The organism is Priestia sp. AB (assembly GCF_028369225.1).
In the GTDB taxonomy this organism is placed as follows: Bacteria; Bacillota; Bacilli; order Bacillales; family Bacillaceae_H; genus Priestia; species Priestia megaterium.
The window spans coordinates 43,482-68,918 of sequence record NZ_JAQMYN010000003.1 but is presented as its reverse complement, the minus strand read 5'-3'; the positions used below and the strand labels follow the sequence as shown (position 1 = coordinate 68,918).

22 protein-coding genes and 2 other annotated features are annotated in these 25,437 nt (G+C 36.9%); of the genes, 19 read left to right on the top strand and 3 right to left on the bottom strand.

The features are described from left to right. Positions 1-19 precede the first annotated feature (19 nt). The 6 genes from POF52_RS09985 to thrS all read left to right on the top strand — a co-directional run bounded on the left by POF52_RS09985 (position 20) and on the right by thrS (position 8,589). Positions 20-958, top strand: a complete 939-nt coding sequence (locus tag POF52_RS09985; protein ID WP_271992304.1) for a DMT family transporter — start codon at positions 20-22, stop codon at positions 956-958. Between the two features lie 27 nt (positions 959-985). Beyond that, the gene (locus POF52_RS09980; RefSeq protein ID WP_271992302.1) at positions 986-2,221 is read left to right on the top strand and encodes a DUF6421 family protein; all 1,236 of its coding nucleotides are present in this window, start codon (positions 986-988) and stop codon (positions 2,219-2,221) included. 15 nt (positions 2,222-2,236) lie between these two features. After that, positions 2,237-3,538 carry a valine--pyruvate transaminase gene (locus tag POF52_RS09975; protein ID WP_271992300.1) on the top strand — a complete coding sequence of 434 codons (1,302 nt, stop codon included), beginning with the start codon at positions 2,237-2,239 and terminating at the stop codon, positions 3,536-3,538. A gap of 189 nt (positions 3,539-3,727) precedes the next feature. Next, positions 3,728-4,186, top strand: a complete 459-nt coding sequence (locus POF52_RS09970; protein WP_271992299.1) for a cell wall hydrolase — start codon at positions 3,728-3,730, stop codon at positions 4,184-4,186. Positions 4,187-4,692: 506 nt separating this feature from the next. Then, positions 4,693-6,435 (top strand): sulfatase-like hydrolase/transferase, encoded by a 1,743-nt coding sequence (locus tag POF52_RS09965; RefSeq protein WP_271992297.1) that lies wholly within the window; start codon positions 4,693-4,695, stop codon positions 6,433-6,435. 389 nt (positions 6,436-6,824) lie between these two features. Beyond that, positions 6,825-7,051, top strand: a binding site (T-box leader). A 39-nt stretch (positions 7,052-7,090) separates the two neighbouring features. After that, positions 7,091-7,319: a binding site (T-box leader), on the top strand. A 52-nt stretch (positions 7,320-7,371) separates the two neighbouring features. Continuing rightward, positions 7,372-8,589, top strand: a complete 1,218-nt coding sequence (gene thrS / locus POF52_RS09960; RefSeq protein WP_176584589.1) for a threonine--tRNA ligase — start codon at positions 7,372-7,374, stop codon at positions 8,587-8,589. Positions 8,590-8,760: 171 nt separating this feature from the next. Here thrS and POF52_RS09955 read toward each other — a convergent pair whose 3' ends face one another. Continuing rightward, a complete protein-coding gene (locus tag POF52_RS09955; RefSeq protein WP_271992294.1) occupies positions 8,761-8,967 on the bottom strand; it encodes a hypothetical protein in 207 nt (68 codons plus the stop codon). 386 nt (positions 8,968-9,353) lie between these two features. Between POF52_RS09955 and POF52_RS09950 the strand changes: the two genes are divergently transcribed. Then, the gene (locus tag POF52_RS09950) at positions 9,354-10,754 is read left to right on the top strand and encodes an amino acid permease (RefSeq protein ID WP_050688893.1); all 1,401 of its coding nucleotides are present in this window, start codon (positions 9,354-9,356) and stop codon (positions 10,752-10,754) included. Positions 10,755-10,818: 64 nt separating this feature from the next. Here the strand turns inward: POF52_RS09950 and POF52_RS09945 are convergent, their stop codons facing one another. Continuing rightward, the gene (locus POF52_RS09945) at positions 10,819-12,027 is read right to left on the bottom strand and encodes an MFS transporter (RefSeq protein ID WP_176584586.1); all 1,209 of its coding nucleotides are present in this window, start codon (positions 12,025-12,027) and stop codon (positions 10,819-10,821) included. 255 nt (positions 12,028-12,282) lie between these two features. On the opposite strand from POF52_RS09945, the gene POF52_RS09940 reads away from it, so the two are divergent. From POF52_RS09940 to POF52_RS09900, 9 genes are all read left to right on the top strand, one after another. After that, positions 12,283-12,744 carry a MarR family winged helix-turn-helix transcriptional regulator gene (locus POF52_RS09940; protein WP_071274448.1) on the top strand — a complete coding sequence of 154 codons (462 nt, stop codon included), beginning with the start codon at positions 12,283-12,285 and terminating at the stop codon, positions 12,742-12,744. Continuing rightward, positions 12,741-15,410 carry an MMPL family transporter gene (locus POF52_RS09935; RefSeq protein WP_271992290.1) on the top strand — a complete coding sequence of 890 codons (2,670 nt, stop codon included), beginning with the start codon at positions 12,741-12,743 and terminating at the stop codon, positions 15,408-15,410. The genes POF52_RS09940 and POF52_RS09935 overlap by 4 nt, the downstream gene beginning before the upstream one ends. Positions 15,411-15,635: 225 nt before the next feature. Then, positions 15,636-15,800 carry a hypothetical protein gene (locus POF52_RS09930; RefSeq protein WP_016764155.1) on the top strand — a complete coding sequence of 55 codons (165 nt, stop codon included), beginning with the start codon at positions 15,636-15,638 and terminating at the stop codon, positions 15,798-15,800. 301 nt (positions 15,801-16,101) lie between these two features. After that, positions 16,102-17,250 carry an ABC transporter ATP-binding protein gene (locus POF52_RS09925; protein ID WP_271992286.1) on the top strand — a complete coding sequence of 383 codons (1,149 nt, stop codon included), beginning with the start codon at positions 16,102-16,104 and terminating at the stop codon, positions 17,248-17,250. Between the two features lie 79 nt (positions 17,251-17,329). Continuing rightward, the gene (locus tag POF52_RS09920; protein ID WP_013083209.1) at positions 17,330-18,316 is read left to right on the top strand and encodes an SIS domain-containing protein; all 987 of its coding nucleotides are present in this window, start codon (positions 17,330-17,332) and stop codon (positions 18,314-18,316) included. Between the two features lie 118 nt (positions 18,317-18,434). Next, entirely contained in the window at positions 18,435-19,721 is a 1,287-nt protein-coding gene (locus POF52_RS09915) for an ABC transporter substrate-binding protein (protein ID WP_271992284.1), read from the top strand. 15 nt (positions 19,722-19,736) lie between these two features. Continuing rightward, the gene (locus POF52_RS09910) at positions 19,737-20,618 is read left to right on the top strand and encodes a carbohydrate ABC transporter permease (protein ID WP_016764157.1); all 882 of its coding nucleotides are present in this window, start codon (positions 19,737-19,739) and stop codon (positions 20,616-20,618) included. Then, a complete protein-coding gene (locus tag POF52_RS09905; protein ID WP_016764158.1) occupies positions 20,618-21,502 on the top strand; it encodes a carbohydrate ABC transporter permease in 885 nt (294 codons plus the stop codon). Before POF52_RS09910 ends, POF52_RS09905 begins: the two co-directional genes overlap by 1 nt. Positions 21,503-21,517: 15 nt before the next feature. Further along, on the top strand, positions 21,518-22,360 hold the full coding sequence (locus POF52_RS09900) for a fructoselysine 6-kinase (protein WP_271992283.1): 843 nt from the start codon (positions 21,518-21,520) through the stop codon (positions 22,358-22,360). Positions 22,361-22,401: 41 nt separating this feature from the next. Here the strand turns inward: POF52_RS09900 and POF52_RS09895 are convergent, their stop codons facing one another. Continuing rightward, on the bottom strand, positions 22,402-23,133 hold the full coding sequence (locus POF52_RS09895; protein ID WP_013057106.1) for a GntR family transcriptional regulator: 732 nt from the start codon (positions 23,131-23,133) through the stop codon (positions 22,402-22,404). Between the two features lie 290 nt (positions 23,134-23,423). Here POF52_RS09895 and POF52_RS09890 point away from each other — a divergent pair, with 290 nt between their 5' ends. The 3 genes from POF52_RS09890 (at position 23,424) to POF52_RS09880 (ending at position 25,367) form a co-directional block, all read left to right on the top strand. Further along, entirely contained in the window at positions 23,424-24,443 is a 1,020-nt protein-coding gene (locus POF52_RS09890; RefSeq protein WP_271992280.1) for an STAS domain-containing protein, read from the top strand. A 159-nt stretch (positions 24,444-24,602) separates the two neighbouring features. Further along, the gene (locus POF52_RS09885) at positions 24,603-25,031 is read left to right on the top strand and encodes an SRPBCC family protein (protein WP_016764162.1); all 429 of its coding nucleotides are present in this window, start codon (positions 24,603-24,605) and stop codon (positions 25,029-25,031) included. Next, positions 25,032-25,367, top strand: a complete 336-nt coding sequence (locus tag POF52_RS09880) for an ArsR/SmtB family transcription factor (protein WP_074897408.1) — start codon at positions 25,032-25,034, stop codon at positions 25,365-25,367. Positions 25,368-25,437 lie beyond the last annotated feature (70 nt).

Here is a 25,437-nt window from a genome sequence, read left to right as displayed (position 1 = left end):
AAAGAAATAAGGTGAAACAGTGATTTCTAAATTAACCCGTATTCATGTACATCTTTTGTTCTGTCTATTAGCCGTCATCGGGGGAACGACATGGGCTTTTCAAAAGACTGGATTAAAGGATAGCTTGCCTCTATGGTCAGCAGGTATGAGGTTTTTAATTGCTAGTTTAATAATTGCCCTCTACCTCTTACTCACAAAAAAAATGGCCGTTTCAAAAGAAGTAGTAATCATTTCAGCATTAAACGGAATTTTGTACTTTGCTCTACCGTTTGGTTCTGTTTATTGGGCATCTGTTTATTTGCCAAGCGGGCTTGTTTCCGTTTTAGCTGCCAGCATTTCAGTGTTTGCTCTTTTATTTAATCGCTTATTTAAAGGAACATCAGCTACAAAAGGACAAAAGCTAGGTGTAGTCATGTGCTTAATTGGTATGAGCGTTGTATTTGGAAATCAACTGTTTATACAGGGAAATGTGATTCAAATAGTAGCCATGATCGTCATTTTAATGGCTATGCTAGGTTCTGCTTTTATAACTGTTCAAGTTCAATCTCGCATAAAATCCTTGCCTATTATGACCTTTAATTCTTTTTCGATGCTAAGTGGAGGCGCTTGTTTGCTGATTGTTAGTCTATTTGTAGAAAATGGAAACCGTACTTTCTCTGGGATTAGTCTTATCTCATTATTATACTTGGCCATTATAGGGTCGGTCGTGGGGTTTTCTATTAATATTTATTTATTAAAAAAATGGCATATATCAAAAGCAACGGCGCATTTATTTATTTCACCGGTTATCGCCTTATATGTAGGATTTGTCTTTTTAGGTGAAACATTAAACAAACAGATCTATATAGGTACAGCATTTGTAATAGCAGGGGTTATATTTATTAACTTGAAAAAGCAAATAGAGAAAAACACAAATAATTCTACTCTTAAATCATCTAAAAATATTTCTGCTAAGTAGCTGTTCTAAAAAAGGAGGGTTTTAATCATGTTAACAAAAAATCATACTCAAAGTTTAGTGGAGTTATTAAACGATAAAATAGTACCTTCTCTATATGAGATAAGAAAATATCAGGGCCCAAATGGAGAGGTCAAAAGAAATTACGAAAAAGCTAGAGAGCTCTTATTAAAAGTAGTTGCTGAAACTGAAACAATATATAACTCTTTAAATTTACCTGAAGTGTGGAATGCATTAAAAAATGACGTATGTGATTGGATTGAAAGAGGACTCGATCAAGCTCCTTATTTTGATCAAACGTTAATTGCTTATAGCCCGCCTGCAAACGGGGAGGCGACGTTCTTTTTAGGACCGATTGTAACGCCTAATGGCCCTACAAAAAGAGGATTTTATTTAGAAGCCTTTATCGCTGTGCGCGATGAACCTGAAATCATGAAATCCATCGAAGCAGACCTTCCTCATCCTAAAAATGGGTGTGAATCTTTAAAGCTGTTGGCTGGTACTCAAGGATTTATGGAAGGGAAATGTATTGTATTTTTCCCTGAGAATGTAAAAACAAAAGAAAAGGTAACAAGTCAAAACTTCGCGATATTTTTCTTTAATAAATTTCACAGCATATACAATGAGGATACATTAAAAAGAGCGTCTTCTATCTTTCCTGATTTCAACTTTAAATCTCATACTATGAATAGAGAAGACACTTATCAGGCAAGGGTAATCTGGGGATATCTGCATGATTATTACCACCACTGCGGAAATAAACCTTTTGACCAACATATACAGGCGAAAATGAATTTTTTTGCAGGCATACTAGAAGAAGTTAAAGTAGATTGCCAGACGGTGCTGACTCTTCATAAAAGAAAATATCCTTTTTGGGAAGAGATAACGGAATTTGTTCTCTTTGAACGACTTTTAAGATACCCTAGTCAGCATAATGCACCTCGAAACTTTGATTCTGGAACAGGTTTTTTTCTTTTTAGCTGGCTAGTTGCAAATGGGCGTTCAATATCCCGAAAAGGAGACCATGCTTATTTAGATTTAGACATATGCTTAAAAGAACTGGATCTTTTAGTAAAAGAAATTGAAGAACTTGAAACGATTCAAAGTGACCTTGACTATAAAGAAGAAGCTGAACATTATGTTCGAAAATACTTATTACCTAGTGAGAACGATGATAAATTTATTATCCCGGACAATTACTTTATTAATCAGCAAAATAAAAAGATTGAAGTTCCATACTTACTATTCGATGACCATAATCTTTAAGGAGAAGGTGCACTAGTGACTGCTTTGCATTTAAGTAAAATAGGAAGCAAAATGACTAATAAAGTAGGCGTTCGCGCTATTATGCATGACATCCAAGAGGTGCTCAATTCCGATCTCAATCAATATGTGAATTTAAGTGCTGGCAACCCCGCCATCCTCCCTCAAGTTTATGAAATGTGGGAAGAAGCTTTAAGAGATATTGTGAACGACAAACAATTAAAAAATTTGATTAGCCAATATGGTTCTAGTTACGGTACGCATGAATTAATTGATTGCATAAGAGAATATTTCTTTACGAATTATCATATTAAACTGGACAGAGAACAAGTCTTGATCACGTCGGGAAGTCAAAATCTCTTTTTTTTAGCTTTAAATTCGTTTTGCGGTACAAGTAAAGAAGGAAGAGTAAAAAAAGCATTAATACCTATGCTTCCAGATTACGCTGGGTATAGTGGAGTCGCGCTCGAGGAAGGTGTAATAGAAGGAATTCCTCCTATCCTTTCAAAGCTTGATCATCATACGTTTCGTTATGAATTTAACAAACAGGCATTTAAAAATAAAATAGCTCAGGACCCAGACATCGGAGCTGTTGTATTATCAAGACCTAATAACCCAAGCGGCAACATCCTTTCCGAAGAAGCCGTACAGTTTATATCCCAAGTTTGCAAGCACTATCACATTCCATTGCTAATTGATTCAGCTTACGCACCGCCTTTTCCTGCTATTAATTTTATTGAAATGGATCCAATCATACATGATAATATCATTCACTGCATGAGTCTTTCTAAAGCCGGATTGCCTGGTGAGAGAATAGGAATTGCTATAGGAAAAAGTGACTTCATAAAAGTAATGGAAGCATTTCAATCAAATATTTTGATTCACTCTTCTAGGCTAGGTCAGAGGATGGTGGTTAACACCTTAAAGAGCGGGCAGTTAGCCGGAATTTCAGCTAACTATATAAGAACTCATTATAAACAAAAACATGACTATTTAAAAAAACTTTTAACTACACGTATGCCGGATGATATTCCTTGGTATTTGCACAAAGCGGAAGGTTCGTTATTTGGCTGGCTTTGGTTAGAAGGTTTGCCTTTCAGTGATAGCGATCTATACAATAAATTAAAAGCAGAAAGCTTGATTGTAGTGCCAGGCGGCTCATTCTTTCACGGCAACCAATCTTCTTCTCACAACCGGGAGTGCATTCGCATAAGTCTTACTGCTGCAGATGAGGAGTTAAAGAAAGGAATTGATATTCTTTCTTCAGTAGTTAAGGAAATATACAGTTCAAACTTTATATTTCAAACAGAAAAATTATAATTTCTTTAAGGTTTAGAAGTGCAACTCATACGTAATCATAAAGGGTTTTTTATAAGCTAAAGATTGTTTAAAGAAGACAATAACATCCAATTTCTTTTGGAACTGGATAATTTTTTGCAATGAAAGACTCCTATATTTCTGCTAGCATATGAACCACGTCAAGAAATAGCAAGGAGGCTTTTTATTTTTATGATAAAGAAACTAGTGATTGCTATAGCAATGCTTATCCCAAGTTTTGGTGCAGGTTACTCAGCATTTGCAGCAGCGCCCGCTCATGAACAGCACGTTCAAGTAAATAAAAATGACGAAGAATTATTAGCTCGTCTTGTATCAGCTGAAGCCAAAGGAGAGCCTTATGCAGGCAAAGTAGCCGTGGCGACAGTTGTATTAAATAGAGTCGACAGCAGCAAATTCCCAGACACCGTAAAAGGCGTTATTTATCAAAAAGGTCAGTATAGTCCGGTCAGCAACGGTCAAATTAATAAACCTGCAGACAAAGATTCAAAAAAAGCTGTAGAAGAAGCAATTAACTTCCAAGGTCAAGGAAAAGGTTCATTATTCTTCTTTAATCCTGATAAAACGGGAGATCAATGGCTGCGCCAAAAACAAGAAACAATTAAAATAGGAAATCACGTATTTGCAAAATAATAAAAAAGCTAATGGCTAGCTGCGCGCTGCTATTAGCTTTTTTAGTTATGTACATAAGATAAACAGTAGAATAATCTTTAAAATTAGAATTTCATGGTAAAATATAAAAAGTCATTCATAATTAAAAATATGAGGTGATAACGTGAAAGAGAATATGATGTTTGCTTGGATAGCTTCATGGTTAGCTCTTGCTGGTCAGCTCGTTTTTTTACGGGATTAGCGCTTTTTACAGGGGATTGGCGCTACATGATGTGGAGTTTTATGATAAGTATAATTGTAGGTATACCTAGTATCATTAGCACCTATAAACGAAATCAGCAGCTAAAAGCTTACAAAAAATAAGGAATATCGTATTGAAACGAGTTATGAAAGACTTAGAGAAATCCTCCAAGTCTTTTTTTGTGTGGGTATAAAAAGACATGAACCGTACTCCGTTCTTCTAAAAAAAGTGCTTTTTACATAGTTTATCAATACAGAAAATTTGATAAACATGCGGAGGAATAAACATGCAGAAACAGCCTAATTTTTTGTTGATTATCGTGGACGAGGAGCGATTTCCACCCTTATATGAAAGTAAAGAACTAAAAAAGTGGAGAAAAAAACATTTAAAAGCACATGAATTTTTAAAACAGCATGGAACGGAGTTTACTCGTCACTACGTCGGTTCTACAGCTTGTTCACCAAGTCGAGCTACATTGTTTACAGGGCAGTATCCTTCCTTGCACGGAGTTACGCAAACGCAAGGTATCGCAAAGAAATCACAAGATCCTGATATGTTTTGGCTGCAGCCTAATACCGTCCCGACGATGGGAGAGTATTTTAAGAAGGCTGGGTATCAAACCTTTTATAAAGGAAAATGGCATATTTCTGATGAGAACATCTTAATTCCAGGAACACATGACGTTTTTTCTAGCTATCAGATGCAAACAGGAATACCGGATCCAGAGAAAGAATGCCTTTATCAACGGGCTAATAAGCTTGAAAAGTTTGGTTTTTCAGGGTGGATTGGTCCGGAACCGGAAGGGAGAAATCCGCACAATTCCGGTTCATCTGCGGCCGTTGGAGTGAGCGGACGAGACGAAATATATGCAGAGGAAATCATAGAGCTTATTCAACGATTAGAACATCAAGCGCCTGCGCAGCCTTGGCTCATGGTAGCTTCATTTGTGAACCCGCATGACATTGCGCTGTTCGGAGCGATTACCAAACACCTTCCTATGTTTCAGTTTTCTATTGATGAGACGATTCCAAACATCGATCCGCCACCTACCATTAGAGAACCTTTACAAACAAAGCCTAGCGCTCAAAGCAGCTATAAATACATCTATCCAAAAGCGCTGCAGCCAACCCAAAATTCTAGCTTCTACCGGCGCTTGTATTATCAGCTGCAAAAAAATGTTGATAAACAAATTTTAAAAGTTCTTCGGACCATGGAACAATCTTCGTTCTATGAAAATACAATTATTATTTTTACGTCTGATCACGGTGATTTGCTTGGAGCTCACGGGGGACTACATCAAAAATGGTACAACATGTATGAAGAATCTATTCACGTTCCGCTTCTCATTCATAACAAGCGTTTGTTTCCTAGTTATCAACGTACAGACACACTGACTAGTCACCTTGACTTGATCCCGACAATGCTTAGTTTAGCTAATATAGATGCTTCCGCTATTCAAAAGCAATTACAAAAAAGTCATACGGAAGTACATCCATTTGTTGGGCGAGACCTCTCAGGTATACTTCGAGGAGAAACGTGTGCTGAGCAAGAGGAAACAGCGATTTTCTTCATGACGGATGATGACCCGACAAAAGGACTTCACCAAACAAATTTTTTAGGAGAAAGCTACCCGTCAGTTGTTCAGCCTAATCACATTCAAGCGATCATTGTCGAGTTTTCGTCAGCGGCAGGAAAGGAAATTTGGAAATACGCTCGCTATCATGATAATCTGCAATTTTGGTCAGCAGATGACGAAAAAGATGAATTCATTCACGGAGAGCGATATGAAGGTTACCCTGTGAGTTTTACTACCCTTAAAACAACCCGTGTTCCTGATCAAATTGAAATGTACAATTTGACCAAGGATCCGTTAGAAACAGTAAATCTGGCTCACCCGTATTTTTCGACAAATGAAACAAGGAAAATTCAGCGGCAGCTTGACGTTATTCTTAAAGAACAAGTCAGGAAAAAACGGATTTTTCCGCAAAGTGGAAGCATGCATGATGAGCTTTTGTCTAAAGATAGATAAAAATAGTTTCTATGGATTCAAGTCAGATATTTGCGTGAGCAGAAAAAGGTGTATTTAATATTTTAGTATATAAATTGAAAACCTGATGATGCTTGTGTTAGGTTACTTGTTCTGGTTTGGGGTAGTATTGGTTTCACTTCATTAATCCCGCTTAGATAAAACAAATAAGGACTTATAGCATCTTTCTTTTTCGCCTTTATTGTTATGAAAATAAGAATGAAATGTAGTCGTTAATAGTATAATAAAAAACTTTTTAAGTCCGTAGATTCTTAAGTAACTTTTCAAGAATTCAAGCATAAAGTAATTCTATACCATAAAAAAATAAAAAATTACTTCTTGACTTCTGTTAAATTTATACACTATAATCTCTTTTAACAACTAATAAACAGTATTTGGCAATGAAAAGGACACGAATTAGATACTGTTTTCTTCGCAGAGAATAGGGTCACTGGCTGAGAGCCCTTAAGAAATCATCTAATTTACCACCTTAGAGCTATTGCAGGGAACGTGCATAACTGAAACTGCAATCGGTAAAACCGTTATCTTTTTTGAGCGTGAAATACGTATAGGTATTTCACGGAATTAGGGTGGTACCACGGCCGCATTCGTCCCTTCACTAGGGATGAGTGCGGCTTTTTATGTAGAAAAAATGAATATACAAGCAATGAAAAGGACATGAATCATTTTTGTATTTTCTTTACAGAGAGTAGGGTCACTGGCTGAGAACCCTTAGAAAACGAAATGAATTTACCACCTTGGAGCTGCGGCGGGGAATGTGTATACACTGAAACCGCAACCGGTAAAACCGTTATCTTTTTAAGCGTAAAATACGTATACGTATTTTACGGAATTAGGGTGGTACCACGGCCGCATTCGTCCCTTTACTAGGGATGAGTGCGGTTTTTTGTTGAATAGAAACATATTGGAGGAATGAACATGTCAAAACAAGTGGAAGCAGAAAAGCGAAATCATCAAAAGTTAGGTCAAGAACTGGAGCTGTTTATGTCGATGGAAGAAGCTCCTGGTATGCCATTTTTCTTACCTAACGGAATGATTATTCGAAATGAGTTAGAAAATTACTGGAAACAAAAGCATTATAAAGCAGGCTATCAAGAAATAAAAACACCCATCATGATGAAACAGGAGCTCTGGGAACAATCAGGGCACTGGGAGCACTATCATGAGAATATGTATTTTTCAAATGTTGACAAACAAAACTATGCGATTAAACCGATGAATTGTCCGGGAGCCATTTTATTGTTTAACAGCAAGCGAAGAAGCTACCGAGAACTTCCGATTCGATACGCAGAGCTTGGATTAGTTCATCGTCACGAGCTTTCTGGGTCTTTAAACGGATTGCTAAGAGTCCGTTCATTTACACAGGACGACGCTCATTTATTCGTAGAACTCAGTCAGATTGAAGCTGAGATTAGCCGCATCCTAGCGTTTATCCATGACTTTTACTCACATTTTGGCTTCAATTACAAAGTGGAGTTATCCACACGACCTGAAAAATTCATGGGAGATATTGAAACATGGAACCAAGCAGAAAAGTCCCTTCAATCTGTGTTAAGTGAAAAAGGCTTAGACTATCAGGTAAATGAAGGAGACGGAGCTTTTTATGGGCCGAAAATCGACTTTCATATTTTAGATTCCTTAGGTCGCAGCTGGCAGTGCGGAACAGTTCAGCTTGATTTCTTAATGCCGGAGAAGTTTGACTGTATGTATATTGGAGAAGACAATAAACCTCATCGTCCCGTAATGATTCACCGCGCTATATACGGATCAGTTGAACGATTTATGGCCATCTTGATTGAACATTACGAAGGTCAATTTCCTCTTTGGTTAGCTCCTGTTCAATTTAAGCTTTTGCCTATTGCACCGCCGCACGTGGAATATGCATATAAAGTGAAGCATGAGCTGGAGTTAAAAGGGTATCGTGTTGAAGTAGATGATCGCATTGAAAAAATAGGGCTGAAAATTCGAGAAGCAGAAATGCTGAAAGTTCCTTATATGGCTGTGATAGGAGATAAAGAAGTGGAAAATGAATCGCTTGCTATGCGAAAGCACGGGAAGAAAAATATAGGAACAGTAAGTGTAGAAGAGGCAGCTGTACACTTGAATAAAGAAAAGAATTCAAACAGAGTGTATTGAAGCTATTTACTTTACTAAATAGAAAAATCCGATTTTTTAAGTCGGATAGTGATTCCCTTCATTTTGTCTCACACCAAAATGAAGGGAATATTGAACTAGAAGGGTATAAGATAATATATATCAGCAGTATAACTTTTGCCTTAGACAAACGCCGGTATTTTATAAAAAAATTTATCTTATTGCATTCGAATCGTTTGTACGGGATGAAGCTGAAGCCTCACCTGATGGTTTGTTTATATTTTGCTGATCTCGCTTCTTTTTAGAAGGAGAGTAAAAAAGAAATTTAAACATAAAGTATACTCCTAATGCTAGTAAAATACAGCCAATAAGTAAGTTAATCATCTTTCTCCGCCCTTCATACACTTCGGTTTTCATCATTATAACACCCGGTAAGATAAAACATTCATTGTTCTGTAAATAATCTCTATGTCAGGAATTTATATCTGAAGATAGTTAGTGAAAAAAGTTATCTAAAAACATGTAAAGTAATTTTTTAGAATATTATTTTTATTCAAACTTATTATACGTAAGCACAATGATAATCTCTTTATTTAGTTTATAAATCCAAAATAGAGCAATATTAAGAAATCGCTTACAAAAATTCTTGAAATATATATAATGATATTAGTATACTAATAGACAAGTTAGTAATTATTTCTATATAATTACTTCTGTATCTGAAGTAAAAACGCGCAGCCCAATGGGGAAAAACGTTATTTTCAAGTTTTTCAAGGGATGAGTGGCAACAGAGAGGAGAGAGTGCAATGGGAAAACTATTTAAAAAGAAGTCAATCGAGCAATTATTAGAACAAAGTCAAAACAAATCTCTAGTCAAAACATTAGGAGCATTCGATTTGACTCTTCTTGGTATTGGAGCCGTAATCGGAACAGGGGTTTTAGTATTAACAGGCTTAGTAGCTGCTAACGATGCTGGACCAGCCGTTATTTTTTCTTTTATATTGGCGTCTATTGTATGCGGTTTTGCAGCGCTATGCTATGCGGAATTTGCTTCAACTATACCTGTATCTGGGAGCGTTTACACCTATACATATGCAACCATCGGCGAAGTGGTAGCGCACTTAATGGGGTGGACGTTGCTTTCTGTCTATTTGTTAACAATGTCAGCAGTAGCAAACGGATGGTCTTCTTATTTTAACAACTTTTTAGAAGGTTTTGGTTTTTCGCTGCCAAAAGAATTGATTACGATCCCTGCAAATGGAGGTCTAGTGAACCTTCCTGCTATTTGTATTACGCTTCTTATTACATGGCTGCTTTCAAGAGGAACAAAAGAAAGTAAAAAAGTGAATAACTTTATGGTGCTTGTTAAATTGTTTATTATCCTTCTTTTTATTATTGTAGGAGCTTTTTATGTAAAACCGTCTAATTGGACACCTTTTATGCCTTATGGAATTGAAGGTGTTGTGACAGGGGGCGCGGCCGTATTTTTTGCTTTCTTAGGTTTTGATGCCTTATCTACATCAGCAGAAGAAGTAAAGAATCCGCAGCGCAATTTGCCCATTGGAATTATTAGTTCACTTGTGATCTGCACGATTATTTATGTAGCGGTATGCCTTGTTATGACCGGAGTTGTTTCGTACAAGGAACTGAATGTCCCAGAAGCAATGGCCTATGTTCTCCATTCAGTAGGACAAAATGCAGTGGCAGGGGTTATTGCTGCAGGAGCTGTCATTGGAATCATGGCTGTTATTTTCGCCTACATTTATGCAGCAACACGCATTTTATTCTCAATGAGCCGCGACGGCTTGCTGCCAAAAGCATTTGCTAAAACAAATGAGAAAACGGGAGTTCCGACTCTTTCTACTTGGCTAGTAGGGATTATCGGAGCGTTAATTTCAGGGTTTATTGATCTAAAAGAACTTGCGAATTTAGCAAATATCGGAGCTCTTTTAACTTTCGGCATGGTGGGCGTCAGCATTATCATCTTACGTAAAACGCATCCAACTTTAAAACGTGGATTTACAATGCCGTTTGTCCCGGTTTTACCAATTTTATCTGTATTATCTTGTTTATTTTTAATGATTAATCTTCCTAAAACAACGTGGCTGTATTTTAGCATATGGATTGTGCTTGGTATAGTTGTATATGTCGGTTATTCTCGTAAACACAGTCGATTAACAAGTAAAGAAATGAAAAAAGCGAGTTAAAAGTAAAAAAGAGCCTTTCAGCAAAGAAAGGCTCTTTTTTACTTGTTGTTCGGTTGTTAGACAGTTAGGACGATTGTTCACTATGTTTTTTGCGTGTTTCCCCAATAAAAAGACAAGTGCTGATAACAAAAGCCGTTCCTACAAAAATGGCGCCGACCCAAGGAAGTGAAGTAAGTCCCATATGGTTAATAATTACGCCTCCGAAAAAGGCGCCAAAAGCATTTCCTAAGTTAGCAAACGAGTGATTGGAAGTAGAAGCTAAAGCAGGTGCTTCCTGTGCTAAGTTCATAATTTTTACTTGAATACCAGGCATTACAGCAAATGCTGCTGCTCCCCAGAAAAACAGCGTGATAATCGCTGCTGTTGGGCTTTTAACGGTAAACGTAAAAATAGTCAGCACAATACAAAGAAAAGCAAATATACCTACAACCGAAGGCATTAACTTCCAGTCTGCTAGCTTGCCTCCAACAACATTTCCGAGCGTAACGCCGCATCCATATAATACAAGTATCCACGTAACACTATGTTCACTTACTCCTGTAACGTCTTCAAGAAGCGGTGTAATGTACGTAAATACAGTAAATAAACTGCCGCATCCTATCGCGCTTAAAAGAAGCATCACAAGAAGTTTTGGTTGAGTAAAAGCAGCAAACTGCTGTTTTAGACCCGTTAATTTGTCTTGACCAAGTTTTGGGATAAACAGAATAATACCAATAAATGCAATAATCCCCATGATTGTAATAGCCCCAAACGAAGCTCTCCAGCCTAAGTGTTGCCCAATGAATGTTCCCACAGGAACGCCGATGATATTTGCAATGGTTAAACCTGCCATCATCGTTGCGACAGCACTTGCACGTTTATGAGGTTGTACGAGCCGTGAAGCAATAACAGCGCCTACTCCAAAGAAAGTACCGTGACATAATGCCGTAACTAAACGAGCTCCCATTAAAATCCCATAGCTAGGTGCAATAATAGCAATCGCATTTCCGAGAATAAATAAAAGCATAAGTAAACAAAGCAGAAGCTTTTGAGGAAGTCGATGAGTAAAAATGGTTAAAATTGGCGCGCCGATTGCTACTCCTAAAGCATAGCCTGTAATTAGCTGTCCAGCAGTCGAAATGCTAACATGAAGATCTTCTGCAACGTTAGGCAGTATCCCCATAATAACAAATTCCGTCATTCCAATGGCAAAAGCTCCAAGAGTCAACGAGATGAGAGCAATTGGAAAGGAATCTTTCTTACTGACCTGCTCATTAGCATGCATTGTATTCATGTGTGATCACCCTTTCTGTGTATAAAATTGATATCTCCTTGAAAAGAAGTCAATTACTAATAATACTTAAGTGATGGAGCTTTGACAACCAAAAAAGCTGATGTAAGCGGTATCTTTTAGAATTCCGTTTATCTTTATCATATATGAAGACAGTCAGACATAAATTTATTGACAGAATAAAGTTTAGTCCTATAAACTATTTTTAAAGTTGAATAGTTTATACCTATAAACTAAATGGGCAAAGGAGGGAAAGAAGTGACGAAAAGCAAGTTATATCAAGCTGTAGAACTTTTTGAAGAAGTGCTGTTTGTAGGAACAGAAGTAATTCACAGAGAGCTGAGCCATAACCTCTTCGAACATGTCTCTAGGCAGCAGTTTGATTTGTTAAATAGTTTAATGATTAAAGGTCCATCTTCACCAGGCAGTCTTGCTGTTTTGCAAGGTGTTCATAAAAGTGCCATTTCGAATCGAATTAAAAAACTGCTCGAAAAAGGGCTTGTAGAGTGGGACACTAATGAACTAGAGAGCGATAAACGTTCTAAGCTTATTAAGATTACGGCTGAAGGCGAAAAGGTAATAAATGACGGAAATGCCGCTTGTTTTAGTATCATTGAGAATTTGTTTGATGATGTAGAAGAAGAAAAAATAGATACATTTATTGAAATTCTTACAATGGCAAAAGAAAAGTTAACTATAAAAGGGGAAAGCAAAGAATGAAATTTATTGTGAAATTTAAATGGGTGATTGCGGCCTTTATTTTAGCTTTAACGGTTATATTGATGCTAACCGCACCAAATTTAACAAAGCTCGCAAGTGAAAAAGGACAGTCTCAGCTTCCCGACGATGCCGTTTCATCCAGAGCCAGCCAAATTCTAAAAAATGCCGGAGAAGACAGTAATACCATCAGTATGGTTATCAAGCTAGATAACGCATTAGATAAAGATAGTGAGAAACAAATACAGAAAATCATTGATAAGACAGAGAAAATTAAAGGTGTAAAAGATGTCACAACGCCTTTAACAGATGATCAAGATGCTCGTAATCAATTAATGTCTAAAGACAAAAAAACCGTTTTAGTTCCGGTTACTGTCAGTGGATCGGATGAAAAAGTCGAAAAAATAGCGAATCAGATTTATGATAATGTGCCAAAAGACGTTACAGCATATGTAACGGGTGCATCTCTTATTAATCAGGATTTTGCACACAGTTCAGAAGAAGGGTTAAAGAAAACCGAGTTTATTACTATCTTTTTGATTTTAGGTTTGCTTTTACTCGTTTTCCGTTCAGTCGTGACGCCGTTTATTCCTATTTTAATTGTGGGAATCACATACTTAATCAGTCAATCGTTATTAGGGATTTTAGTTAAAAACGTCGATTTTCCAATCTCAACGTTCACGCAAACGTTCTTAGTAGCTATTTTGTTTGGAATTGGTACGGATTACTGCATTCTTTTACTTAACCGCTTCCGTGAAGAATTGGCAAACGGACACGATAAAGTAGAAGCCACAATCACGGCTTACCGTACAGCAGGAAGAACGCTATTTATCAGCGGAATTGCTGTATTTATTGGGTTTGCGGCCATCGGATTTGCCAAGTTTGCCATTTTCCAATCGGCTGTCGGCGTAGCAGTGGGGGTAGGTGTACTGCTAGTCATTTTATTTACTCTGCTTCCACTTTTTATGGTTACGCTTGGAGAAAAATTATTTTGGCCGTCTAAAAAAGTGGCTTCTCATAGCGATAATAAGCTGTGGGGCTTTTTAGGAAAAAAGGCAGTGGCGCGACCATTCGTGTTTCTAGTCATTACGGGGATTATTACCGTGCCTTTTATTGTAACGTACGACTCAAAAATATCGTTTGATTCTACTGCTGAAATAAGCAGTGATTACAAATCTATAAAAGGACTAAATGCTATCAGTGATGCACTTGGAGAAGGCAAAGCGTTTCCTGTCAATGTTATTATTAAAGGAGATAAAGAGTTAACAAAGGCGGATGTTATTCCTTATTTAGGAAATATAAGCAAAGCAATTGAAAAAGTGGATCACGTGGATTCTGTTATGACTATCACACAGCCTACCGGAGAAAAGATTGATGATTTATACGTTAATTCACAGCTAGGCTCTGTATCGGACGGAATCAAAGATGCTGTTAAAGGAATCGGAGATGTACAAAAAGGATTAAGTGATGTTGAAAAAGGGCTAAATCAAATAGCTGACCAAACGGGTTCTGCTTCTAAAGAGAAATCTGGCGGGTCGCTTGCACCTGCTGCAGACGGATTAGCTCAAATTAATCAACAGCTGCAGCTTGTCAGCACTCAGCTCTCTACAACAGGAAATGTGCAGCAAGCGGTTCCGCAGCTTGTTGCAATCAGTAAACAGCTTACTACCATTCAAACCGGTCTCCAACAAGCAAATGAGAATCTTTCAGCTCAGCAAGGTCAAGTTGGAACGTTATCAGACAGTATCAACCAGTTAGCAAAAGGCGTTAACAGTGCGAATGACGGACTGACGAAGATCTCAGATGGCTTAACAAAAGCAACAGATATGCTTGATAACATGAGTGACAGCTCAACAGTTAGAGATACTGGTATTTACCTTCCAGCAGAAGTGATGAAAGATAAAGGGTTTAAACAATCCATCGATAACTATTCTTTTGCGGATGGAAAAGGAGTTAAGCTCAGTGTAGTGCTCGATCAAAATCCATATTCTGAAGAAGCCATTTCAACCGTAAAAAATATTGAAAAAGCGGTGGCAAGCGAAGTCGTTGATACGCCGTTTGAGCATACAAAAATTGTGTACGGAGGGGTATCGAGCTCAAATGCGGATTTAAAAGATTTATCTACAACGGATCTTTCACGCACAATGGTTATTATGATGATTGGATTGTTTATTGTGCTGACCATTTTATTCCGTTCAATGATCATGCCTGTATACATGATTGCTTCACTGCTGCTTACGTATTATACAGCAATGGGAATTTCAGAGCTTCTATTTGTGGATATAATGGGGAATGACGGAATCAGCTGGGCTGTGCCATTCTTTAGTTTTGTTATTTTAGTTGCCCTTGGAATTGACTATTCTATTTTCTTGTTAGACCGTTTTAACGAAGAAGTAAAAAGCGGCGTAGCAGAAGGGATGGTTACGTCCATGAGCAAGATGGGGTCGGTTATTATTACTGCTGCTATTATCTTAGCTGGAACGTTTGGGGCTATGATGCCATCGGGTGTATTAACACTTGTTCATGTAGCAACGGTTGTTATTATTGGTCTTTTACTTTATGGCCTTGTTATTCTTCCGCTGCTTATGCCAGCGATTGTCGTAACGCTTGGAGAAGGAAACTGGTGGCCGTTTCTTCGAAAAAAAGAAAAGTACAAAGTAGAAGAATAACTTGTATACGCTAGGTCGAAAATTAGATATGTCTTAGGAAGAGTACTATTGACACAGTATATAGGATAAAACTGAAGGATAGAAAGAGCGTCATCGGGCTGCTCTTTCTATCCTTTTTTGTGCTACAAAAAAACAATGTTCAGGAGTGGCCATAAACACGCCCAGTCGAATAAAAGACCTCTCATCAGGAAAACCTATAGTCAAAAACATGAGGGAGGTTTTTTTATGAAATTTGTAAATTTCTTAGCTAATCAGCGAGACAAACGACGGGAACAAATGCGCGAAGCAGGAACATGTCCAGATTGCTTAGGTAAACGATTCCACCATATTGGACTTTATTTTGTGCATGTTTATGAGTGTCCAAGCTGTCAAGGCAAAGAAGATATGTAATAAAATCTTCAGAAATAAGGCAAAGGCAGTCTCTATGCAGATTATGATGTGAAACCTTCTTATTTTAGAGAAGGTTTTTATTTTTTTGAAGGTGAAAGGTTGCTTGTATGTTTTGTGTTAGCAACCTTTACATATTTATTTTCTGTCTAACTAGATTCGATTAGTATAGTTATTAAGTTACTTTAATGTCTCAAGTTAACAATTTAAATGAAAAGGAGGAAAGAATTAAGGATTAAGGAAAAAGAGACGCGTAACTTGCAATCATGTATCTCAAACTTTAAATATAAGGAGCTGAGGTGAGATGACAATGTTACATTTAGATAAAGTATATAAAATATATGATAAAAAAAATATCGCCGTAAATGATTTTAACCTTCAGATTGGAGAGAAAGAGTTTGTTGTATTTGTTGGACCTTCAGGCTGTGGTAAATCTACTACGCTGCGAATGATTGCAGGTCTAGAAACGATTTCAAAAGGTGATTTTTACATTGATGGAGATCATATGAACGAAGTAGCTCCAAAAGATCGTGACATTGCTATGGTCTTTCAAAATTATGCTCTTTACCCTCATATGACTGTTCGAGAAAATATGGCATTTGGTTTGAAGTTAAAAAAAATAAAGAAAGACGAAATTGATAGACGGGTAAATGAAGCAGCCAAAACATTAGGTCTAGAAACATATTTAGATAGAAAGCCAAAAGCTTTATCCGGAGGGCAGCGTCAGCGAGTTGCTTTAGGTCGTGCTATTGTTCGGGAAGCAAAAGTTTTCTTAATGGATGAACCATTATCTAATTTGGATGCGAAGCTGCGAGTACAGATGCGTGCTGAGATTATTAAACTGCATCAAAGGCTGCAAACAACAACAATCTATGTGACGCATGATCAAGTGGAAGCTATGACAATGGCTACTCGCCTAGTTGTTATGAAAGACGGGATTATTCAACAGATTGGAACTCCTCAAGATATTTATAGACATCCTAGGAATGTATTTGTAGGCAGTTTTATTGGATCGCCCGCAATGAATTTTTTTCGGGGGTATCTCCAAGGCACTTATTTTATAATGGGAGAAACTAAAATACAGCTTCCTGATTTTCTAATACACGCTTTACATTCTCAAGGTCATAATGAGAAAGAGGTCATAATGGGTGCGCGTCCTGAACACATTGTATATCATAAAGAGGATAGTAAGAGAGAGTTGAACAATGAGTTTTGTTTCACTACGACACTAGATATGATAGAGGTACTAGGTGCTGAAACAATTTTATATGCTAGTTTAGAAAAGCAAACGTTTGTGGCCCGAGTGCCTCTTTTATGTGAGTTTGAAGCAGGGGACAAAGGCGATTTTTCGTTGAATTTAACCTACGTGCATTTTTTTGATGGAGAAACAGAAGAGCGCATTTCTACAAATGCAAATAAAAAAGTTAAATATTCTGATAAATGTATTGACTAGTTAACGTTTGCAGTTTAATATAACAATATATAACATTACATAATGTTGTATATCATATTTTATTTGAGGAGTGGGGAAAATGAGCAGAACAGCAGTGAATGTAAAAAGTGATGTGCAAGCCGTATTAAACGAATTAAAAAGCAAGCAAATTCGTAATGTGTTTTTCGTCGCATGTGGAGGATCTTCTGCGATCATGTATCCAGCTAAGTATGTACTAGATCGAGAAGCTCAACATATTACATCCGATTTGTATAGCTCGAACGAATTTATCCACCGCAATCCGCAGCAGCTGGGAAAAGACTCCTTAGTTATTTTATGTTCTATGTCAGGAACAACTCCTGAGACTACAGAAGCAGCTAAGTTCGCTAAAAGTAAAGGCGCTTATGCTGTAGCCTTAACAAATGAACCTACTTCACCTTTAGCACACAGCGCAGATATTTTTATTAAGTATGAGTGGGGCAATGACATCGATGCTTTTGAAACAAACTTAGGCGTTTTATATCAGCTTGTATTTGGTCTCTTATACGTAGCAGAAAAAAATGATAAATTTGCAAAGTTAGTTACTAGCTTAGAAAATCTACAGTCTGTTTATGAAAAAGCTTTAGAATACGAAGCGAGCAACGCAAGAAAATTTGCTGAATCCCATAAGTCTGAACCGGTTATTTATACAATGGCCAGCGGCTCGAACTATGGAGCAGCCTATTCATTCAGCATCTGTATCTTGATGGAAATGCAGTGGATTCATTCTCACGCTATTCACGCTGGAGAGTATTTCCACGGTCCATTCGAAATTATTGATGAAAACGTACCGTTTATCATCCTAGCTGGACTAGATGAAACGAGACCTTTAGAAGAACGCGCCTTATCATTCTCTAAACGATATGGAAAGAAATTAACTGTTCTAGATGCAAAAGCATATGACTTCGAAGGAATTGATAAAGATGTACAAGGGTATATCGCTCCTCTTGTATTAAATCGTGTACTTCGTCAGTATGCCGAAGAATTAGCCGAAGCACGCAATCATCCTTTAAGTAAAAGACGCTACATGTGGAAAGTAGAATATTAATAACAATCCCTAATAAAGATAGAAATCTGTATATTTTCCTTACGAGTTATACTATAATGTTATAAAACATTATAGTATAACTTATATATGAAAGCACTTACAATAAGGGGGTTTCTATATGAAAAAGACAAATTTAATCTTAGCCTCACTTTTAAGTTGTTCTTTAATGCTCGGGGGGTGTGCGGGAAAACAAACGTCTTCAGACACAGACACAGGAAAGACAACGTTAACATTCTTTCACAGATGGCCAAAAGAACCTGAAAAAAGCTACTTTGAAGAAGTTGTAAAAGAATTTGAAAAACAGCACCCTGATATTGATATTAAAACAGAAGCGGTGTTAAACGATTCGTATAAAGACAAAATTAAAGTTATGACAGGCACTAATACCCCTCCTGATGTGTACTTTTCTTGGAGCGATGAGTTTGCTAGACAATTTGTCAGAGGAAACAAAGCCTTAGATTTAACCTCTTATTATAAGAAGGATTCAGCGTGGTCTTCCAAGCTTGTTCAGTCTCAAATTAAACCCTATACCGTTAATAAGAAAATTTACGGTGTTCCTGTCACAATGGACGGGAAAATGTTTTTTTACAACAAAGATATCTTCGATAAATTAGGATTAAAAGCGCCTACAAACTGGAACGAGCTACTAAATGTTTTAAGCGTGTTAAAAAAGAAGCATTATACAGCTTTAGAATTTGGAAGCCAGGATACGTGGACCATTTCTCACTACGTAGGAACCTTAAATCAGCGCATGGTAAAGCCTGACGTTCTTTCAAAAGACTATAATTCAAAAACTGGGACATTCACGGATAAAGGCTATGTAAAAGCTCTAGAAAAATTAAAAGAATTAGTTCCTTACTTTAATAAAAATACAAATTCGATTGATCATGAATATGCAAGACAACAATTTTCAAATGGAAAAGCAGCTATGTTTTATGCTGAAACCGCTGAAATTAAGCTTTTCGGTCCAACGAAATTTAAGATTGGCATGTTTAATTTTCCTAAATTAGAGGATGGAAAAGGAAATGCTACTAATTTAACTGGATCACCTGAAGGGTTTATGATTTCTTCTAAAACAAAGCATCCAAAAGAAGCGATGGAATTTCTTGAATTTTTAACATCAAAACAAATGGGTGAAAAGCTAGTAAAAGAAGTAGGGAAATACAGTGCAGTAAATGATACAGCTAACAGCAGTAATTCAACACCGGAGCAATTAGAAGCAGTAGATAATATTTTACAAGCCAAAGAGATGGCTCCATGGTTTGATATGGCAATCGATGCTCGAATTGCAGATGCTTATTTAACAGGGGCTCAGCTTATGCTAAATGGTGATAAAACACCTAAAGAAGTAATGAAAGATGTGCAAAAAGCTGCAGCGAGTGTTCGTGCTGAATCTAAAAAGTAAGGAAGTGAAAAAGCGATGTTAAAACGCAATAAGCTAACCCCTTATTTATATCTTCTTCCTGCTTTTGCTTTTTTACTACTTGTGTACATCCCTATTTTTCAGAATATTTGGGATAGTCTTTATGAGTGGAGCACATTTTCACCAGACAAAGTTTTTGTAGGAATAGATAATTATGTGCACTTATTTAAAGACCCTGTCTTTTATCAGGCACTCAAAAATAATATTCTTTATGCGGTCATTTCAATTATTTTTCAAGTGGGTGGCGGTCTAATTGTGGCTGCTGTTTTAGAAGATAAACTTATTCGAAGGTTTTCTCCTTTTTTTCGAACGGTTTATTTTTTACCAGTAGTCGTTTCGATGACCGTTATTGCCTTATTGTTTACTTTTTTTTACAATCCTGAAGTAGGGCTTTTAAATCAAATGCTCAAAATGATCGGATTAGACTCATTGGCAAAACCTTGGCTAGGAGATAGTAATACGGCTATTTATGCAGTTATTGCTGTATCTCAGTGGCAGTCTATCGGCTATATTGCCATGCTGTATATTGTAGCGATACAAAAAATCTCACCTGAATTGTATGAAGCAGCTGAAATAGACGGCGCTAATAAATTTAAAATGTTCTTTCATATTACTGTACCGCAAACAAAAGAAATGACATTTGTGGCTGTTATTTTAACGCTCACTGGTGCTTTTACAGTATTTAATGAACCTTATATCTTAACTGGAGGCGGACCGGGTACATCATCTGAAGTGCTAAGTACGTATTTATACAAAACAGCCTTTTCGAAAGATATGATGGGCTATGCTTCCTCAATTGCTACTGTCATTTTAATTATTACGCTGTTGATTTCTCTTATTCAAATGAAAGCATTTAAAACAGGAAAGGAAGACGCTTGATGCAGATGCCTAAAACAAATGTCACCTTACCTAATGTTGTCAATACAGCCACTAAAGAAAGAAAAAAGAAGAGGTACACAGGTGTAACGATAGTATATGTCGGATTGATTGTCTATTTTATCGTCATTGCGTATCCTTTGCTTTGGATGATTATAAGTTCTTTTAAAAGCACGGAGGAAATCTTTACTCACAGCTGGTCTATGCCGCATACTTGGCTAATTGAAAATTATGTGACAGCGTGGAAAAGTGGAATATCTTCTTACTTTTTAAACAGTGTGATTGTCACGGGCGCGTCTTGTTTTTTGACGGTCCTGGTCAGTGCGTTAGGAGCTTATGGACTATCACGCTTTGAGTTTCAAGGAAAAGCTTTTGTCCTCATTATATGTCTCGGAGGACTTATGCTTTCTCCTCAGGTAAGTTTAATCCCTTTGTATAGCATTATTCAAAAACTTGGAATCTATAATACACACTTGGCACTGATTCTCCCTTATGTTGCTTATCGAATTCCTTTAACCATCTTGTTAATTCGAGCTTATTTTCTTTCGATTCCAAAAGAACTGGAGGAAGCAGCTCGGTTAGATGGATGTACAAGCCTAGGGATTTTATTTCGAATTTTTATTCCAATGAGCACGCCCATTTTATTAACAACGACAATTTTGACAGCTTACTACACATGGAATGAATTTATGTTTGCCATTATCTTTATCGACGATGACAGTTTACGTACAATCCCAGCAGGATTAATGCAATTTAGAGACGCTTTGCAAACAGATTGGGGGGTATTACTAGCTGGACTGACCATTTCAGCAGCACCGATTGTTATGTTGTTTTTATTTATGCAAAAATATTTTATCCGTGGCATCGCTAACGGAAGTGTTAAATAATAGGAGGACAAGCAGATGAAACTAATTGGAGTAGGGGATAATGTAGTAGATTACTATAAAGATCAAGGAAAGATCTATCCAGGCGGCAACGCGCTAAATGTGGCCGTATTTTATAATAGATTGAGCAATCATCAGTCTTCCTATATGGGAATCGTGGGGAATGACGAATCGGCAGAGCATGTAGTAAATACTCTGCAGCAAGAAAAGATGGATATTAGCAAAGTAAGAAGAGCTGTAGGAGAGAATGGAATGGCGATTGTAACACTTGATGAACAAGGTGATCGAGTTTTTGTAGGATCAAATAAAGGGGGCGTTCAATCTAGATTAAAACTAATGCTGAATGAATCGGATTTAACCTATATTCGCCAGCACGATCTTCTTCATACGAGCGTTTTTAGTCATTTAGAATCTGACCTTCCGTTGCTACATAAAATCATTGATATTTCCTTTGATTTTTCTACAAGATACGATGAGGAATATTTACAGCAAGTATGTCCATATATCAGCTATGCATTTTTCTCAGGAAGCAGCCTGCCAGAAGAAGAGTGTATGAATTTAATAAAGCGAGTACACCTGTTAGGAACCAGTGTCGTATGCGTGACAAGAGGAGAAGAGGGAGCTTTATTATCAGTCGAAAATCAGTTATTTAAACAGCCTATAATTCCTACAAATGTAGTGGATACGCTTGGGGCTGGAGATTCTTTTATAGCTGGTTTTCTTTCTTCTTATCTACCAGAAAAAAACATAGCCAAAGCCCTCCATAATGGATCATTGGTGGCATCACAAACTTGTCAGAATTACGGAGCATTTGGATATGGAAAAGAATATCATACAGACTGTGCGATAGTTTTAAAATGAATAAAATAGCGCCTTTGCTTTTAAAGCAAGGCGCTATTTTATTAAGAATTAGAACTGTCTATAGTGAACGTAACGCGATTCGCAGGGTAGTGTAGAAAAGATGAATGAATCGGTCTTTTTTGTGCATCATACGCCACTTTTTCCACTTTAAACAGCGGCTCTCCGACTTCACATTCTAAATGTTTTGCTTCATCCACGTTTGCAAATACCATGTTCAATAATTTTTTATTATGAACCGGAGCAATATTGTACTTATTTTTTATAGTATCGTACATTGAAACTGAATTATGGACGTGCTGATCTAAGTGTGGTAACAATTCTAAGGAGTAGTGAGAAATTTCTAAGGTAAGAGGCTGGTCGTCATAATACAGGATGCGCTGCAGTTCAAGGACTTCACTTTCTGGAGGGATTGATAACATCTTTGCCACATGAGCTTTTACAGGTTTTATACCAAAAGACAAAATTTTAGTCTGCGGTACTTTCCCTAATTCCGACATATACTCTGTATGCCCATTAACGGCAAACAGCTCTCTCTTAGCTTTTGGATATTGAACAAAGGTTCCTTTTCCTTGCTGACGTATCAGAAGGCCTTCTTCTACTAAATCTAATACGGCTTTTCTTACCGTAATCCGACTTACTCCGTATATATCGCACAAATCCGTTTCAATTGGAAGTTTTTCACCCGGAGTATAAACTCCTTTATTAATATCTTCTGTAATAGCCTGTTTTAACTGCATATATAAAGGCGTAGAGCTATGAGTATTTAGCTTCATCTTTTTCCTCCTCTTTCCTAAATACTTGCTTTTGAATATAATTATATTATAACGTAATGTGATGTTATATTACAATTTGCTTTTCTTCCTTTTTATCATGTATGTTTGATACAAAAGAAAGAAAAGTTGGCGAATTCAAAGTTCTATAGCATTCACCTTTCTTTTCTATTAATTGAAAACATGGGTAATGGTTAGACAAGCAATAGAAAATATGCCACAATTTTTATTACCAGCTTCTTCAACATAAGATAAAATAGAAGGTAAGAACTTTATAAAAAGGAGATTCCGCCATGGGTGAAAAAAAGAATATTGATATAGGTGGTCTTAGTTTTGCTTGGGATTTAGAAAAAGGCCAATTTAGCTTTGAGGGAGAAGATGCGATCCTTTTTTGGATTACTTCTGCGATGAAAACATTGTTTGACACAATCGAAGAAATATCTGGAGAAGAGGCAGCTTCTGTAGTAATGGAAACCACTGGTTTCCGACAGGGATTAGTAGTAGGAGAGTACTTTCAAAATATGAAAGGCGTAACGGTTTTTGAAGCGGCTGAGTTAATTACCAATACATACGCTTCGGCTGGATGGGGAAAAACTACTATCAAATATTTAAATCCTGAAAGTAAAACTCTATCTGCTGAATTAAAAGACAGTTGGGAACATAAAATTAACGTTGCGCAAAAGAAAACAAAGGGAGGAAATTTTCTTCCGGCCCATTATGCAGGGATTTTTACAGGACTATTCGGAACAAATATTTGGTACAAGGTGATTCAACATCAAATAGAAGGACATGAATGCACCACAGTAGAATACTTCCCTTCTAACATTGATATCACTCAAAATATTCATCAATTAGCGAGAAGAAAAGAAGCGCAGAAAATAGAACATTTGCAAAACATTGTAGCAGAAAAAACAGCAGAGTTAAAAGATCTTATTAAAAAGCTTTCTTCTCCTATTATTCCGGTTTTGGAAGGTATAGTCGTCGTTCCTTTGATTGGCAAATACGACGAGGATCGAACGGAAGATTTGATTGTCAATACATTAAATAACCTCCCAAAACACCAGGCTAATTATCTTGTGCTGGATTTAACCGGATTGGATAAAGAACTTACTGAATATACGGCAAGTCTTATTGAAAAATTAGGTGCAGCAGCGTCCCTGATTGGTACGAAAACAATTTTAGTAGGGATTTCTGCCGACTTAGGCTTAGTTATATCAGAGACCCATATTGATTTATCAAAATATGATTGTTTTCAAACATTGCAACACGGCATTCATTATGCATTGGCACAAAGTGGACGAAGCATCGTTTAAAAGATATATTTGAAATATAACAAAATGCACTCATTCAGCATCATAACAAATCTCTTTATCAAAGAACGGAAATGAATTGACATGAAACTAAAAGGTGTTATATTGTTTTTATATAAAACTTTTTGGTGTTATTTTTTAAAAAGGAGAATGAAGATAACGATGAATGATAAAAGTGTAGTAGAAGATGTAAAACAGACGATAATATTTAATGCGCCGATTCAAAAAGTTTGGGATAAAGTAGCAAGCGCAGAAGGGCTCCAACAATGGTTCATGCCTAATGATTTTCAGCCTCAGGTAGGATATGAATTTCATTTGCAATCGCCTTTTGGCCCATCTCCGTGTAAAGTATTAGAAATAGATGCACCAAACTATCTTTCTTTCTCTTGGGATACGGATGGATGGGTCGTTTCGTTTACCTTAAAAGAAATGGGTAATCAAACTGAATTTACGCTTATTCATAGCGGGTGGAAAGAAGCTGAAACACTTCTTGAAAAAGCAAACGAAAAGAGTTCAGTGGTACGAGATAGAATGAGCTACGGGTGGATTAGTCTCGTAAATGAAAAACTTCGAAAGGTTGTTGAAAACTAAATGACTTCATCAGCTGCCAAGCATGATATCTTTCAAGCCATTGCTGATCCTACTCGAAGAAAAGTACTTGAGCTGCTTTCTGAAAAAGAATTGCCTATATCAGAAATAACGTCTCATTTTTCAATAAGCCGTACCGCTATTGTCAAGCATCTTCATATACTTTCAGAAGCAGACTTAGTCCATGGACAGAAAAAAGGCAGAGAAAAAGTGTATTATCTTCAACCAGAGCCTTTAAAAGAAGTACAAGATTGGCTTTCTTACTACGAGCAATTTTGGACGAACAAATTATCTATTCTTCAGCATATTGTTGAAAGAGATGAAGAAAGAAATCAATAGAAAAAGCATAAAAACGTTTTTTTATAGGGAATATAGCAAAGCCAGTCGTTAAAAAGACTGGCTGTTTTAC